The sequence below is a fragment of the Arthrobacter glacialis genome (assembly GCF_002909445.1).
GTDB classification, from domain to species: Bacteria; Actinomycetota; Actinomycetes; order Actinomycetales; family Micrococcaceae; genus Specibacter; species Specibacter glacialis.
On the sequence record NZ_PPXC01000019.1, the window covers coordinates 1 to 14,758 of the forward strand.

Sequence of the window (14,758 nt, forward strand, 5' to 3'; positions counted from 1 at the left end):
GAACTATGCGGACGCATGAAAAACTCCCCGGAAGTAAAGATCTGAATTAATCAGTCCAACTTCCGGGGAGCAGTTCACTGCTGAAGGAGCGTTTCGTGATTAAGCCCCGGATCTGAGCGAGGGTCTGAGGGGAGAAAGCGGTGAGGGGCCCAGTGTCTGCCGCGAGAGCGTGTGAAAGGGAGGGCAGACGGCCGTCGTTCATGTCCGCCGTGTCCCACGTCACCCGACGGGGTGAACGCATTTGGCTTGTATTGACAAGCAGTGTTCACGCTGCGATCACCGGCTTAAAACGGAAACTTTCATCTGGCTCATTATCGTTCAAAAGGTGCCAACAACGGCACCAGAGACGAAAAAGAGATCATGCGCTCATCACATCGCGTCGTCCGCCCACTTGTAGTGACTGCCGCCGTGGCGGTGGCTGCCATGACGTTTTCACCCGCCGCCTCCGCAGCAGTCCCAGGCGCTCCCTATGAAGGACTGCCCTCGGGCACCAAGATCCAGAAGTCGCTGGTGATCGGTCTTGACGGGGCTTCGATCAGCGTCATGGACAAGACGGAACTGCCGGCCATCGAGTCGGTCCGCACAGCGGGCATGACGGCCGTCAGTAACCTCTTTGCCAACCCCATGGCGCCCACGGTCTCGGGACCGGGCTGGAGCTCCATTGCCACCGGCGCGTGGCCGGACAAGCACCAGGTGGTGGACAACAGCTTCACTGGCAACAACCTGGAACAGTTCACCAATTTCCAGGACCGCCTGGAACACAGCGACTCCGCCACGTCCACGCTGGTGGCCGGCACCTGGGGACCCATCCCCGATATCATCTTCAACTCCGGCACGGACCTGAAAATCTCCGCTGGATCGGACAACAACACCACCGCCAAGGCTGTTGACTACCTCAAGAATGGCAACCCGGACAGCACCTTCGTTCATCTTGACGACGTCGACGGCGCCGGCCACAACTCTGGCAGCAGCAGCGCCAACTACCAGGCGCAGTTGAAGATCACCGACGCCAAGGTTGGCGAGATCCTCGCAGCCGTCAAGGCCCGCCCCAGCTACGCGGCGGAAGAGTGGCTCATTGTTGTCACGGCGGACCATGGCCACACGCCCACCGGCGGCCATGGCGGCAGCACCCAGTTGGAACGCCAGTCCTTCGTCATCGCCCAGGGTTCCGGCATCCCCGCCAATTCCACGCGCGAGGACGTCAAGGTCACGGACATCGCCCCCACAGTGCTCAAGCACCAGGGCGTGGCGATCGATCCGGCCTGGAACCTGGACGGCAAGCCCATCGACGAAATTGTCCCGGACGCCTTCGACACACTCCGCGGCCAGCTCAAGCCCCGCGCCGATGAAACAGCCGTGGGAGCGGACGTGCTCGGCTGGACCCACACAGCCCCCGAAGGCTGGAGCATCGACAATTCAGCCATGCCCACCGGCGGAATCGCCGAGTGGAGCGGCTGGTCCTTCGCCACCGACGAGTTCTGGACCAACATCGAGCGAAACCAGGGCCGCGAAACCAGCGTCCGCAACCGCAACGTCTTTGCTGTGGCGGACTCGGATGAGTGGGATGACAAGTCCCACGCCGCCGGAAAATTTGATTCCACCTTGGTCAGCCCCGCCTTCTCGCTCAACGGCAACCCTGCCGCCTCGGTGAACTTCGCCAGCAACTACCTCATCGACGGCCCCCAATCCGCTGAGGTCTTCATCAGCTTCGACGGCGGCACACCCCAGCTGCTCAAGGCCTACAAGATCGACACGAACAGGATGGAAAGCCTGCCGCTCGACATTCCCGCCGGCGCCAAGGAAGCACAGCTGCGCTTCAAGTACACCGGCACCAACAGTGCGTTCTGGACGGTTGATGCGGTCACGCTCACCCAGGAAGCCTGGACAGTCCCGGTCACCACCGCCAGCATCGCACAAGCCCCCGCTTCGGGCTGGTACACCACTGCCCCGACCTTGACCTTGAGCGTGCACGGAGGCGCCGCGGCCCTGGCTGCAGAGTCCGGAATTCGCACCGAGTACCAGCTGAACGACGGCGAATGGGTCACCTACGTTGCTCCCATCCAGCTCGCCGACGGGGAGACCAAGGTGAACTACCGCTCCGTCAATGGTGGTAACGGTACCGAGGAGACCAAGACCTTGGGCACCATCAAAGTGGACACCGTGGCTCCTGCCTTGACCTCGGTGGCAGCGAACCGCACCGCTGTGGCTTCGGCAACGGATGCCGGCTCCGGCATCGCAACACTGGAATACAGCGTTGATGCCGGCTCCACTTGGGCGCCGTACACAGCAGCAGTGGTTGCCGGAAACAAGGCGGCGACCGTGTTGTTCCGAGCCACTGATGTGGCTGGCAACGCCACTGCAACGCAGGAAGTCCGGTTCGTGGCCGTGGGAGCGCCAAGCGAATCAGCACAACCCTCTCCGTCAACAAGTGCTCCCGGCAGCGCCACGGCTCCTGGCACTGCCGGCACAGATCATGCGGCGCAGGACTCGGGTGGGCTGGCTTCCACCGGTGCCAGCGGCGGCTTGATCTGGCTCTCCTCAGCGGCGCTCATGCTGGTGCTCGGCGGATTGGTGCTGCGCCTGCGCAAGCGAGCCCGCGCCTAGCAGGGCTCACGCCGCAAGACGATAAAGCAATGCCCCGTTGTCTGCCGCCCCTTGGCATGGCAGCGGGGCATTGCCCGTTCCATGGTTATTCGCTGATCTTGATCCCCAGGAAGCCCGTGGTCCTCAACAGGTGGATGATGCGCTGAATGGAGCCGGTCAGGCACACAACTCCGCCACCCACCACGGCCAGCAGCAGCGCAATGAGCACCGCCGTGTTGTAGGACCCGGGAGGGAAGACTATAAGACCGGCAATGCCGGCAGTCATGATGGCCCCGCCAATGAGCATGAGTTTGATGCCGGGGCGTCGCCTTGGTGTGTCAGCCATGGTAGAAAAATCTAGCACCAAAGATTCAGGCCCTTGACACAAGCCAGCCATAAGTCGAAATTGCGCAAGCCCGCCCCTATGCTGGGGCATACGACAGTTTTTTGTGCGGGGGGTCACAGTGCTGCTCGTGGCATTTGTGTTTGGCCGTCAAGGCAGCGCACAAGGAAATTGACGCTGAAATTGGCGACTCCCACACAGAATCATTGAGGAAATCCGTGTCAAAACGTTCAGCTGTCTTCAGCCGTGCCCACGGCGTCCCATCACCTGCTGCGAGCGTAGTTGCTGTGCTGGCCGGGGTGGCACTGCTGCTGAACGGTTGTGCGCTGATGCCTGACGCCAAGGCCGCCTCACAGGAGACCCGGACAACAGCCCAAGGGGCTGTGCTGGAACTTGCTGGCGCAACCATCACCGTGCCCGGCACAGCAGTGGCCACGGACACGGCTGTGAGCGCCTCGCTGGGAAGGCCAGCGGCGGCGCCCCAGGACGGCGGCGTACTCAGGACGGTGAGTCAGAAACTGCAGCTGACTTTGGGCGCACCACTGGCCGATGGTGCTGCCATGAGCGTGACGCTCACACTGGATCCGCAAGAATACGCAAAGGGCTTCAGCCCCAGCGTTGATTCCCTGGCACTGGTCCACCAACGCAAGGATGCCGCCGAACCGGAATTAATGAGAGTGGCGTGGAATCCAGACACCAAGGAAGTTAATGCCCAGGTGCCAGCTGATGGTGAGTTTTGGGCTGTCCACGTTGACGTTTCCCAAGTATTGAAAACCGTGCAATCCGGTGTGGAGAAAACCGCGGAAATGGCGGCCAGCAAGCCAAGCTGCGTGGGGCAACAGGCAGCGGCTGCGGGCATGACATTTGATGCACCCTCTCCGGCGGGCGCCTGGATTTGTTTGCGTGAGTCCACCGGCAAGGTGGTGGTTTCCGTGAGCGCCAGTACGTCAGTTCCGCTGCGTCTGGCCACGGCCGAACAGCGATTTGGCGCTGCTGTGCCCAATCCCACGATACTTAACCCGTACTTTCAGCAGGTGTTCACACCGCTGGTGAAAGGCGCCAACGCGCGGGCGGGTGCCGTGCCCGGGGCCGCCGTGGAATTTGAGCTGTCGGCCGCCGGGGCTGATCAGACGGAGTGGACATTCCAGCCATACCCTGCCTTGTTCTTACTCAACTACCTCAGCATCATGGTGGCTGCCACTCTTGAGAGCCAGGAGAACCTAGAGGACTTTGATGCCACCACCGCCGCGTGTGTGGCTCCACTGGTGGACACCACCATGGAACAAATCTCCCTGGCCAGCAGCTGGGCTGTGCCGTTTGTCGAAGGCTTCATGGATTGTGTCGCCAAAACGGTGCAGATCAGTCCGCGGATGGATGTGATTCTTGGCTCGCTCAATGCCGTCCCGGAACTGGTGGCCAGCTCCGCAGCTGCGCTGTGGGAGCAGGGGTTTCTGGGGGAGCAGGCAAGGGAGAGTGTCACAGTGAACATTGCAGGCACCATGCAATGGGCCAGGTATTCCGGGACCCTGAATGCGGCCAAAATCAGTTTTGAACACCCGGCCGGCTGGACCGTCATGGATGGCTCAATCAACCAGCAGTTTGGGCAGCGCAACAGCGTGGTGGTTTACGATCACAGCGGCAGCAAGAAAGCTGAACTCACGGTCATGGACAGCGTCCACGCGGGCATCGCCGGGACGCTGGTGCCCGTGACGGTGCTTGGCACCGTAGCTGGAGGCGCCAAGCTTTCGGCCCCGGCACCGTTCGCTGTCCAGTCCTTGGCCATGGACTTGGGTGGCAAGGACCAGCTGCGCAAAAGCAACCTGTGGCCGCAGAATGTCAAGCTGGCCGCGTCCATCAGTGCCGCCGCCGCTGAACCCACCCAGCGGGCACCAGGTCAGCTCACCGGAACGGTCACGGTGGAAACTGGGGTGAAGTCTGCCGTCCACAACACAACCACGCGCCAGGTCAGCTTCAGCCACGTGAGCAATTTTGATGACATGGCGTCGGCACAAAACTATGCCGGGGGAAGCGAATTCGCAGCCATCCAAAAAATGCTGGCCTCGTTCACGGGCTAAACTAGGGCGTTAGTCCTGTCCTGTGGGCACTCGCCAGCACTGCTTGGCCCCGGCAATCATTCGAGGAGCCCCACCCCATGAGCATTGAACCATTGCCGCCGTCGAATACCATTTCCTGGACGCACGGCGAGGCGCAGCACAACGCCCCGTGGTACTCAGCCAGCGGTGCCGCAGCGCCCCAAAAGGTCCAGGCCGTGGATGACTCCGTGACCGCCGACGACGCCTACCGCCTGGCCGCCCAGGGCACAGCATTGTTGTGGCAGGGTGATTATCACAATGCCCGCCAGCTGCTCTCAGCCATGGCCCGGCGCCTGCCCACCTTTTCCCGGCACGACGGCGAAAGCGTCGCCCAAGCCTTCTACCGCTACCGCCAGGGACGGACACAAAGGGCAAGGATGCTGGGCCTTGTGCTGGTCCCCTTGGAGCCCGGCCCGGCCGTTGCCTTGCGCCGCGCCCCGGACGTTTCAGCAGCCTGGCAAGCCGCTGCCGGTGACGTGGACACCCTGACGGTTGCCCCGTTGCAGGACGTGCTCGGCGCCGTGGGCGCTTTCGAATGGCGCCGCAACGGATTGTTTGTGCAGGAACTCGATGACCTCATCTACCCGCACTATGGGACGTTTGCGCCCATCCGCAGCGAATACTTGGCGTTGGTGGCGCAGGCGCCCCTGCCAACCAGAGAGCTGGCCTTTGACATTGGCACGGGCACCGGGGTGCTGGCGGCCATTTTGGCCAAGCGCGGGGTGAAGACTGTCATTGCCACGGACAGTGAACCACGGGCCATTGCCTGCGTCCAAGACAACATGGAACGCCTGGGTCTGGCCGACGCCGTGGAAGCGAGCCTGACCAACATGTTCCCGGACGGGCGTGCGCCCCTGGTGGTGTGCAACCCGCCGTGGCTGCCCGGAACGGCCAATACGTTGTTGGACAACGCCGTATACGATCCCAAGAGCCGCATGCTCAAGGCCTTCCTGACGGGCTTGGGCGGACACCTGGAACCCGGGGGAGAGGGCTGGCTGATCATTTCAGACCTGGCCGAGCACCTTGGCCTGCGCTCACGAGAAGAACTGCTCGGGTGGATCGAGAAAGCTGGGCTCACGGTGCTGGATAAGGTGGACACACCAGCCAAACACCCGCGCTCCATGGACAGCAGCGACCCGTTCTTTGACGCCCGCAGCAAGGAAGTTACGTCCTTGTGGAGGCTCGGCGAACAGGTGTAGCAGCTAGCTCTTAGGGGTTTCCAAGTCCCCGGCGCCTACGCAGCTGCGGGTGGCTGGAATCTTCGCAGCCGCGGCAGAAATCTGCGTCAAGACGGTGTCCGAGGGAATCGTGTTCTCCTTTAGCACCAGTTCGGTGGCCGGGGTGCGCCCGTACGTGGTGATGGTCCATGTTTCCTCTTTTTGCTTCAGGACCCAGTCCACGCCGTTGACGCTCACGCACTTGTCCGTTGTGGGTCCGAGTACCGTCACACCGCAGCGCAACACCACCAGGGACGGCTCGCCCCAAGCTGCCGTGGCCTGGCTTGTGGTGGTCCGGCGCTTGGCGTCGGCCAAGGAATCCGGCAGCGCCACCATCATGGGGGCACACGCCGGATTGTTGGCGTCCTCGGCGGCGGTGATGGTCACGGACGGTGCACAGGCCGTCATGACAAGCAGGGAAGCGGCCGCCAGGGCCACAAGTGGACGGCGGGAAGGCACAGACAAACGCATGCTTCAAGCCTAGCTGCTGGCCACCGCGTTAATTGCCGCAGTGTACGCCCGGCCAGGCAAGGCGGTGGTCAGCCCGGCCCGGGCCAGTGGTAATCTCTGACGGGCGGACAGGCCCGGCACTGCAACGCGCAAACGGCCCCGGAAGACGGTGCCCCGAAAGACGGTTGGATCCTATGAACTACCTGAGCATCAACGGCGAAGAATTGTATTCGGAAGTTGCCGGCGCGGGAGATGCGGTCCTATTGCTGCATGGGGGTTTCTGCTCCCTGGAGTCGCTGCGCGGGCAGTTTGATGAGTTGGCGCAGAACTACCAGGTCTTTGCCTTTGAACGGTCCGGCCACGGGCGTTCGGCTGACATCAACGCCGACTACAGCTACGCCCGCGGCATTGCTGACACTCTCGCCTATCTTGACGCCCACGGCCTGCAATCGGTGCATGTGATCGGCTACAGCGACGGCGCGATCATTGGCCTGATGCTGGCACTGGAACATCCGCAGCGGGTGCGCTCGCTTGTGGCCATCAGCGCCAACCTTGATCCCGCCGTCTTCACCCCCGCAGCCGGCAACGGCCCCCGGCTGGATTCCCCGCCGTCGTCCGCGCAGGGGGAAGTGAAGCCGGATCTGGAACGAATGCACTATGGGCGACTCTCCCCGGATGGTGCCGGCCATGCCGACGCCGTCCTCGCCAAACTCATGCGGCTGTGGACCAGCGAGCCCCAGATCGATCCTGCCAGCCTGGCTGCCGTCACCGCACCGACGCTCATCATGTCCGGGGACCGGGACTCGATCCCGCCGGCCCACAGCCTGCTGATCGCGGCGTCGATTCCGGGCGCGCAGCTGTCCATAGTGCCCGGAACCGGCCACGGACTGATTGCCGAGCGCCCGGAACTGATCGGCACCCTCGTCCGGGACTTTCTGGCCCAGCTTTGACCTTGCTCCAACCGCTGGCCGCTAACCCCGCGAGCGTCGCAGCAGCCACACAAAGTAGGGGCCGCCGATCAAGGCAATCATGAGCCCGGCCGGGATCTGGGCGGGCGAAATCAGGGTCCGGCCCAGAATGTCGGCGACGGACACCAACAGCGCGCCCAGCAGCATCGAGACCGGGATGAGCCGGCCATGCCGGGCACCAACCAGGGCCCGGGCCAGGTGCGGAGCCACCAGCCCCACAAAGCCGACGGCGCCAATCGCCACCACGCTCAGGGACGCCAGAACGGCGGCCGCAGCCAGCAGCAGCAGGCGCGTGCGCTCGGATCTGATCCCGAGGATGCGCGGGGTGTCCTCATCGATGGCCAGCAGATCCAGCTGGCGGCGCATCATGAACAACAACGGCACCGCCACAAGCAGCCCCAAGGCCACCGGGGCAACATCGGGAAACGTCCGGCCGTAAGTGGTTCCGGAGAGCCAGGTCAGGATCCGGGGAGTGTTCCACGGATCGGCACGCAACAGCAGAAACGTTGTCAAGGCGCTGAGCCCATAACCGCACCCAATGCCGATCAACACAAAACGATCCGGCAGGAATCCGCCGCGCCACGCCAACAGGGCGATCAAAGCGAAGGTGGCCAAGCCCATCACCACCGCCATGATGATCAGGAGGGGGCGTCCGCCAGCCCCCGAGGTCACCACACTGACGGCACCCAAACCTGCGCCGGCCGTAATGCCGAGCAACCCCGGCTCCGCGAGGGGATTGCGAACGGTGGCTTGAACCACGCAGCCAGCCAAGCCCAGTGCAGCACCGGCCAGGGCGGCAGCAGCCACCCGCGGGCCGCGTTCATCCAGGGCACGGCCAATCAAGTCAGGCGCGGCACCTTGGAGCCACAGCGCAATGTCACCCAGCCGCAGCCACAAACTGCCTGCCAACAGACCCATGACAACGGCCACGAGGAGTAGCACCGCGGCAATCGAAAGGGCCGCCAGGAAGCGGCGGCGGGAGTGGATGCCGACCCGGGCATGGGGTGGCTGGCGGATGGGGCCCGAATCACGCATTCGCATCGCGAGGATGACGATCAGAACGGCACCGAGCATCGCCGTGGGAATGCCGGTCGGGATGGAGGTGGCACCTTCGGCGCTGAGAATGCCGCGCAGCACGGCGTCGGCGAGCAGGATCAACAGCGCGCCAAGCAGCCCGGACAGCGGCACCAGGAACAGGTGCCGGTGCAGCGCCTGGACGCGGTTGGCGATGAGGCGGGCCAGTACTGGGGCACCGAGGCCCACAAAAGCGATGGGGCCGGCTAGAGTCACCGAGATGCTGGTCAGCAGCACGGCGCAGATCACGGCGATGAGCCGGGTTGAACGGATCGGCACACCGAGTGTTGCGGCGGTGTCGTCGCCCAATTTCAGGACGTCGAGCCGCCGGCACAACAAAAATGCCACGCACAAGACCACGATGATGACAGGGGCGGCCCGGACCGAGGCGTCAACGTTGAGTTGGGCCAGCGAGCCGCTGCCCCACGCGAACAGGCCCGTGGTGTTTTCCTTGAACAGGATCAACAGCATGGCCGTGGCAGCATCCAAGGCCATGGCCGTGGCCGAACCGGCCAGGATGAGCCGGGTGGTTCCGTTGCCGGCGCTGTTGCCGGCCAGACCCAGGACCAGGGCGGCGGCCAGCAGGCCGCCGACAAAGGCAACGCCGCTGGACGCCCACAACGGCACGGCCAAGCCAAAGGCTGCCACGAGCGAGAGCGCAAAGTAGGAGCCTGCTGTGACGGCCAAGGTGTCCGGGGACGCCAGCACGTTTCGGGTGATCGATTGCAGCAGTACGCCAGCGACACCGAGGGCAAAGCCCACGGCGACGCCGGCGAACAAGCGGGGGAGGCGCGAGCCGGTCAGCACGTCGATGACCGGCACGCCGCCCACCTTCTCTTGCGCCCCGGTGACCAGGCGCAGCAGCTCCGCCGGGCCCACGCCGGAGGTGCCCTGGGTCATGTGCCACAGACCCACGGCCACGATCGCGAGGACCAGGACGGCCAGAACGCCAACCCCCGCGGCAGTGTCGCGGGGGTTGGCGTGAAGCTTTTGGGACAGGCTCCCAGGTGCTGCAGTGGGGGTGAGAGTGTTCACCCCTTGAGGAGGGCGTTAACGAACGCGTCAATGGCCTGTTGGCAGGACAGCGGCCCGCCGGCGCCCCAGACGCCTGACGGGAACGCGTAGGAGCGGCCTTCCTTGACGGCCGGCAGCGCGGTCCAGATCGGGTTCTTGGCCAGTTCGGTCACGTAGCTGTCCGCGGTGTCGTCGTTGGAGTAGAACAAGTTGGCGCCGCCCACCGCGGTCAAGCCCTCAATGTCGGTCTGTCCCAGGCCGTAGGCCGGGTCCACGCCGCCGTTTCCGTAGCTCTTGTCGATCTCATCGGTCCAGGCCGTGGTCATGCCCAGTTCCTCGCCGAGGGCGGTAAACAAGGCACCCTTGCCGTACGGGCGGATGGTGACGTTGCCGCCCTCGATCCAGCCGTCAAAGAACAGGAAGCTCGACGTCGGCAGGCCGGCGGTCTCGACCTTGGCCTTGGCGTCGGTGAGGTACTTATCAAAGCTGCCCAGGACCGCTTCGGCACGCTCGGTGCGGCCCGTGGCCTCAGCGATCATCGAGAAGACGGATTTCATGTTGCCGATGGGGTCGGCGCCGTTGGCTCCGAGGGTGGCGAGCACGGGCACGCCGCGCGCCTCGAGCTGTGTGATGAGCTCGTCGTCGGCGCCGAAAGCCTCGATGATGATCAGGTCTGGGTTCGCGGCATAAAGGGTGTCCAGGTCAGGCTCGCCGCGAGTACCGATGTCGACCACCCCTTCGGGGATGGTCTCGGCGCTGACATACGTGCCGTAGCCGGCCGAATCGGAGACCGCGACCGGGGCGACGCAGAGCGTGAGCGCATCCTCAATCTGCTGCCATTCCAGCACGGCAATCCGCTCGGCGGGCTTGTCGAGCTTGACCGTGCGGCCAACGCCGTCGGTCATGGACACTGCGCCCGTGGCGGTGGTTGTGGTGTCGGCTGCGCAGTCCTGCGAGGCGGCAGCGACTGCCGCATTTCCGGCGCTGTCAACGGTGGTGGTGCCGCAGCCGGTGAGGGCGAACGCGGCGACGGCGAGTGTTGCCGCGGCAGCCGTCAGGGAAGGAATACGGATCATGAGGATTCTTTCGGGTTGGATGAAACTAGGAAAGTTGGGCAGATGCTGCCCGGACCCGAGGCGAATGGCGCCCGAGCGGATCGATGCGAAGACGGTTGCTGTGCTCGTCGAAGCTGACCTCTACCCGGATGGAGTAGACCTCACCGATGTTTTCGGCGGTGAGCACCTCGGCGGGCTGGCCGGAGGAGTGAATACGGCCTGCGGACAACAGCAGGAGATTGTCGGCGATGCGGGCCGCGTGGTCGAGATCGTGCAGCACAATGCCCACGGCAACGCCGTGATCATCGGCCAAATCACGCACCAGATCCAGGGTTTCTATCTGGTAGCGCAGATCCAGGTGGTTGGTGGGTTCATCCAACAGCACGACGCCGGTCTCCTGGGCCACACAGGCGGCCAGCCAGACCCGCTGGATCTCGCCGCCGGAAAGCTCGCCGACGGAGCGCTCGGCCATGGTGCCAACGCCCGTGGTGCCCATGGCGTGGTCGATGGCGGTGCGGTCCTTCGCGGACAATCCGCCAAAGCCCCGGCGGTGCGGATGGCGGCCCAAGGCAACAACTTCGCGCACGGTCAAGCCCTGCGGGGCGGGCCGGGATTGGGAAAAGAGCGTGACCTCGCGGGCAAAATCCCGCGCGGAGAGCAGGGACGCAGCGCGGGCGTCTTGGCCGTCGTGCCCGCCAAGGATGGTCTCTCCCTCGTGCACGCGGTGCAGCCGTGCCAGCGCGCGAAGCAGTGTTGATTTTCCGCTTCCGTTGGGGCCCACCAGGGCTGTCACCTGGCCGGGTTCGAGGGTGAGTGAAACCCCGTGCACCACTGTGTCGCGGCCGTATTGCAACACCAATTTTTTCCCGCTGAGCGAGGTTGCCGGAATCACGCCGGGCTGCCAGTGGCAGCGGCTCGCAGATCAACGTGCGCGGTGGGGGTGGGAAGCATGGCCGGACCTAGGGCAGAAAGTGAAAGGATCAGGCGCGGTACGCCAGTCCGGGGTGGGCAGGCGCCCTGCCTAACGAGCGGTGTAACCGCTGACGCTGTTGGAGGTTAGGTTCGCCTTGCCTTAGTGAGTATATGGGGCACCCTGAGGTGTCCGCAATCTGGATTGTGGGACAGTCGATTCGGGTTTTCGGACACTCCCGGTGCGTGCTGGAGTGTTATTCCAGTGCACCGGCGAATGCGCCGGGGGTGGTGCCCAGAACGGTGCGGAACGCGGCAATGAAGGAGCTTGGTTGCGCGTAGCCCACCATCTCCGAGGTGGCGCGGACGTCCCAGCCCTCGGACATCAGGGCCAAGGCCCGGTGGACCCGCAAAGCCCGCCGCCACTGCGCGAATGACAGGCCGGTGGCGTGACGAAACGCGCGGGTGATGGTGCGTTCGCTCATGTCCAGCAGCCGGGCCCAGTCATCGAGGGAACGCCCGTCTGAGGGGTCGTTGAGCAGCGTCTCTGCAATGGGGTCAATCCTGGTGTCACCCGGCAACTGGAGTTGGAGCTGCTGCCGCGACGGCTCCAACACATCGAACACCACGGACTCGGCCCGGACCCTGGCGTCGCTGAGAAGATCCGTGCGGGCGAGATGCTTGAGCAGGGATTCCAGGAGCGGATCCATGGTGATGACAGTGGGCCCGTCAAAGCTCAGCGGTGTGCGGTGCGGAGAAAAGAAAGCGCTGTGAAATTCAACGTTCGCGGTGAGTCGCCCGGCGTGGACCTGGCCCTCGGGCAGCCACAGGCCTTCCCCCTCGGACACGGTGAAGACCAGGCTGCCCACGCGCGCCGTCAGGGTGCCGCCCCGAACCCACACGAGTTCGTGCAGGAGGTGCGAGTGTGGTTCCCACTCCAGGGGAGCCTGGGGACTTTCCGATTCGGCAAAGATGACAAAGGAGTCCAACATGCTCGCCGGTGCGGACATCCCTTGGCGGACAACGGTGCTTGGCTCGCGCCGCCACGCTCCGTGTCCGGCATCGGGGAGCGGTGCAAGGGTCATGCGAGTGAGTGTACCGGAGCCAGGAGGTGCGTGGTTGCCGTGGGGCGCCCAGCCTGTGGCGAGGCGAGGCAACAAGGTGACGTCCCGCCGTCGTAGTTCGGGATTGTCTGGAATCACAGACGCAGTGCGTGCCGAACCCCTAGGATTGCGTGGCGCTGCGGAGTTGGATAAGAACATAAGAACTTTTGCCGGACTCTTCCGGCCTTGAACGCCGAACCGCTAGCAAAGGAACCTCATGGCAACGATGCATGACCCGTCCCGCACCATCCGCGCAGCCCGTGGCACAGAACTCTCGGCCAAGTCATGGCAGACTGAGGCGCCCCTGCGCATGCTCATGAACAACCTTGACCCCGAAGTTGCCGAGCGCCCTGAGGACTTGGTGGTGTACGGCGGGACGGGCCGCGCGGCACGCTCGTGGGAGGCGTACGACGCCATTGTTGCCACGCTGAAGACCCTCGATGACGACGAAACCCTTCTGGTGCAGTCCGGCAAGCCGGTGGGCGTGTTCCGCACCAATGTGTGGGCGCCGCGCGTGCTTCTGGCCAACTCCAACCTGGTGGGCGACTGGGCCACCTGGCCGGAGTTCCGCAAGCTGGAGGCTGAAGGTCTGATGATGTACGGCCAGATGACGGCCGGGTCGTGGATCTATATTGGCACCCAGGGGATCCTGCAGGGCACCTTTGAAACCTTCGCCGCCATTGGCGAAAAGCGCTTTGGCGGCAGCCTGGCCGGCACGCTGACCCTGACGGGCGGCTGCGGCGGCATGGGCGGTGCCCAGCCGCTGGCCGTCACCTTGAACGGCGGCGCATGCTTGATCGTTGATGTGTCCGCCGAGCGCCTCCAGCGCCGCGTGGGCAAGCGCTATCTGGACGAACTGGCCCCTTCTTTGGATGCGGCCCTTGAGCGGGTGTTGGAGGCCAAGGCTGCCAAGACCCCGCTGTCCGTGGGTGTTGTGGGCAACGCTGCCGAGGTGTTCCCGGAGATCCTGCGCCGCCACCAGGCCGGTGAGTTCACCGTGGATATTGTCACCGACCAGACCAGCGCTCACGATCCGCTCTCCTACCTCCCCACCGAGTACACGGTGGATACGTGGGTGGCGGAGTCCGAGGCTGATCCGGAGGGCTTCACCAAGAAGTCCCAGAATGCCATGGCCCGCCACGTGCAGGCCATGGTGGAATTCCAGGACGCCGGCGCCGAGGTTTTTGACTACGGCAACTCCATCCGCGACGAGGCCCGCAAGGGCGGCTACAACCGGGCCTTTGAATTCCCCGGCTTTGTGCCGGCCTACATCCGCCCACTGTTCTGCGAAGGGATGGGCCCGTTCCGCTGGGTTGCCCTCTCCGGGGACCCCGAGGACATTCGCGTCACCGATGAGGCACTGAAGGAACTGTTCCCCGAGAACGCGCACCTGCACCGTTGGATCAACGCCGCCCAGGAACACGTTGAATTCGAGGGCCTTCCCGCCCGGATCGCCTGGCTTGGCTACGGCGACCGTGCCAAAGCCGGGGTGATGTTCAACCAGTTGGTGGCGGACGGCAAAGTCAAGGCACCCATTGTGATTGGCCGTGACCACCTCGACTCCGGCTCGGTGGCTTCCCCCTACCGCGAGACAGAGTCCATGAAGGACGGCTCGGACGCCATTGCGGACTGGCCGCTGCTGAACGCCATGCTCAACACCGCATCCGGAGCCACCTGGGTTTCCATCCACCACGGCGGCGGCGTGGGCATTGGCCGCTCAATCCATGCCGGTCAAGTGTCAGTTGCCGACGGTACGCCACTGGCCGCTGAGAAGCTGGCCCGCCTGCTCACCAACGATCCCGGCATGGGCGTCATCCGCCACGCCGACGCCGGCTACGAGCGTGCCATTGACGTTGCCGCCGAGCGCGGGGTTCGTGTCCCCATGCAGGAGCATTAAACTCGTCCAAAACATGAAATGACGCCGATATGGTCCGGCGCTGGTGATATAT

General features: G+C 64.3%; 11 protein-coding genes. 5 read left to right on the forward strand and 6 right to left on the reverse strand.

Annotation, left to right across the window (positions count from 1 at the left end; translation table 11 throughout):
- Positions 1-360 precede the first annotated feature (360 nt).
- Positions 361-2,604, forward strand: coding sequence for an alkaline phosphatase family protein (locus CVS27_RS17985; protein ID WP_103467232.1), 2,244 nt, complete (start codon positions 361-363; stop codon positions 2,602-2,604).
- Positions 2,605-2,689: 85 nt separating this feature from the next.
- On the opposite strand, the gene CVS27_RS17990 is transcribed toward CVS27_RS17985, so the two are convergent.
- Entirely contained in the window at positions 2,690-2,929 is a 240-nt protein-coding gene (locus tag CVS27_RS17990; RefSeq protein WP_103467233.1) for a hypothetical protein, read from the reverse strand.
- A 215-nt stretch (positions 2,930-3,144) separates the two neighbouring features.
- On the opposite strand from CVS27_RS17990, the gene CVS27_RS17995 reads away from it, so the two are divergent.
- Together CVS27_RS17995 and CVS27_RS18000 are read left to right on the forward strand one after the other, a co-directional pair.
- On the forward strand, positions 3,145-5,001 hold the full coding sequence (locus CVS27_RS17995) for a hypothetical protein (protein WP_133162985.1): 1,857 nt from the start codon (positions 3,145-3,147) through the stop codon (positions 4,999-5,001).
- A 77-nt stretch (positions 5,002-5,078) separates the two neighbouring features.
- Positions 5,079-6,218, forward strand: a complete 1,140-nt coding sequence (locus CVS27_RS18000) for a N5-glutamine methyltransferase family protein (RefSeq protein ID WP_103467235.1) — start codon at positions 5,079-5,081, stop codon at positions 6,216-6,218.
- 3 nt (positions 6,219-6,221) lie between these two features.
- On the opposite strand, the gene CVS27_RS18005 is transcribed toward CVS27_RS18000, so the two are convergent.
- Positions 6,222-6,707, reverse strand: a complete 486-nt coding sequence (locus CVS27_RS18005) for a DUF3515 family protein (RefSeq protein ID WP_103467236.1) — start codon at positions 6,705-6,707, stop codon at positions 6,222-6,224.
- A gap of 173 nt (positions 6,708-6,880) precedes the next feature.
- Between CVS27_RS18005 and CVS27_RS18010 the strand changes: the two genes are divergently transcribed.
- Positions 6,881-7,636: an alpha/beta fold hydrolase gene (locus tag CVS27_RS18010; RefSeq protein WP_103467237.1), complete on the forward strand. Its 756-nt coding sequence runs from the start codon at positions 6,881-6,883 to the stop codon at positions 7,634-7,636.
- Positions 7,637-7,657: 21 nt separating this feature from the next.
- Here CVS27_RS18010 and CVS27_RS18015 read toward each other — a convergent pair whose 3' ends face one another.
- The 4 genes from CVS27_RS18015 to CVS27_RS18030 all read right to left on the reverse strand — a co-directional run bounded on the left by CVS27_RS18015 (position 7,658) and on the right by CVS27_RS18030 (position 12,791).
- Positions 7,658-9,763, reverse strand: a complete 2,106-nt coding sequence (locus CVS27_RS18015; RefSeq protein WP_243400266.1) for an iron ABC transporter permease — start codon at positions 9,761-9,763, stop codon at positions 7,658-7,660.
- A complete protein-coding gene (locus CVS27_RS18020) occupies positions 9,760-10,818 on the reverse strand; it encodes an iron-siderophore ABC transporter substrate-binding protein (RefSeq protein ID WP_103467238.1) in 1,059 nt (352 codons plus the stop codon). Before CVS27_RS18020 ends, CVS27_RS18015 begins: the two co-directional genes overlap by 4 nt.
- 25 nt (positions 10,819-10,843) lie before the next feature.
- Complete coding sequence (locus CVS27_RS18025) at positions 10,844-11,689, reverse strand: ABC transporter ATP-binding protein (protein ID WP_103467239.1); 846 nt, start codon at positions 11,687-11,689, stop codon at positions 10,844-10,846.
- Positions 11,690-11,963: 274 nt separating this feature from the next.
- On the reverse strand, positions 11,964-12,791 hold the full coding sequence (locus CVS27_RS18030; RefSeq protein WP_103467240.1) for a helix-turn-helix domain-containing protein: 828 nt from the start codon (positions 12,789-12,791) through the stop codon (positions 11,964-11,966).
- A gap of 235 nt (positions 12,792-13,026) precedes the next feature.
- On the opposite strand from CVS27_RS18030, the gene hutU reads away from it, so the two are divergent.
- Positions 13,027-14,706, forward strand: coding sequence for a urocanate hydratase (gene hutU, locus CVS27_RS18035; RefSeq protein WP_103467241.1), 1,680 nt, complete (start codon positions 13,027-13,029; stop codon positions 14,704-14,706).
- The last annotated feature ends 52 nt before the right edge of the window (positions 14,707-14,758 follow it).

Bases quoted from the DNA above. Each gene is read 5' to 3' on its own strand.
- CVS27_RS17985 (WP_103467232.1), top strand. From the start codon at position 361: ATGCGCTCATCACATCGCGTCGTCCGCCCACTTGTAGTGACTGCCGCC.
- CVS27_RS17990 (WP_103467233.1), bottom strand. From the start codon at position 2,929: ATGGCTGACACACCAAGGCGACGCCCCGGCATCAAACTCATGCTCATT.
- CVS27_RS18000 (WP_103467235.1), top strand. From the start codon at position 5,079: ATGAGCATTGAACCATTGCCGCCGTCGAATACCATTTCCTGGACGCAC.
- CVS27_RS18005 (WP_103467236.1), bottom strand. From the start codon at position 6,707: ATGCGTTTGTCTGTGCCTTCCCGCCGTCCACTTGTGGCCCTGGCGGCC.
- CVS27_RS18010 (WP_103467237.1), top strand. From the start codon at position 6,881: ATGAACTACCTGAGCATCAACGGCGAAGAATTGTATTCGGAAGTTGCC.
- CVS27_RS18020 (WP_103467238.1), bottom strand. From the start codon at position 10,818: ATGATCCGTATTCCTTCCCTGACGGCTGCCGCGGCAACACTCGCCGTC.
- CVS27_RS18030 (WP_103467240.1), bottom strand. From the start codon at position 12,791: ATGACCCTTGCACCGCTCCCCGATGCCGGACACGGAGCGTGGCGGCGC.
- hutU (WP_103467241.1), top strand. From the start codon at position 13,027: ATGGCAACGATGCATGACCCGTCCCGCACCATCCGCGCAGCCCGTGGC.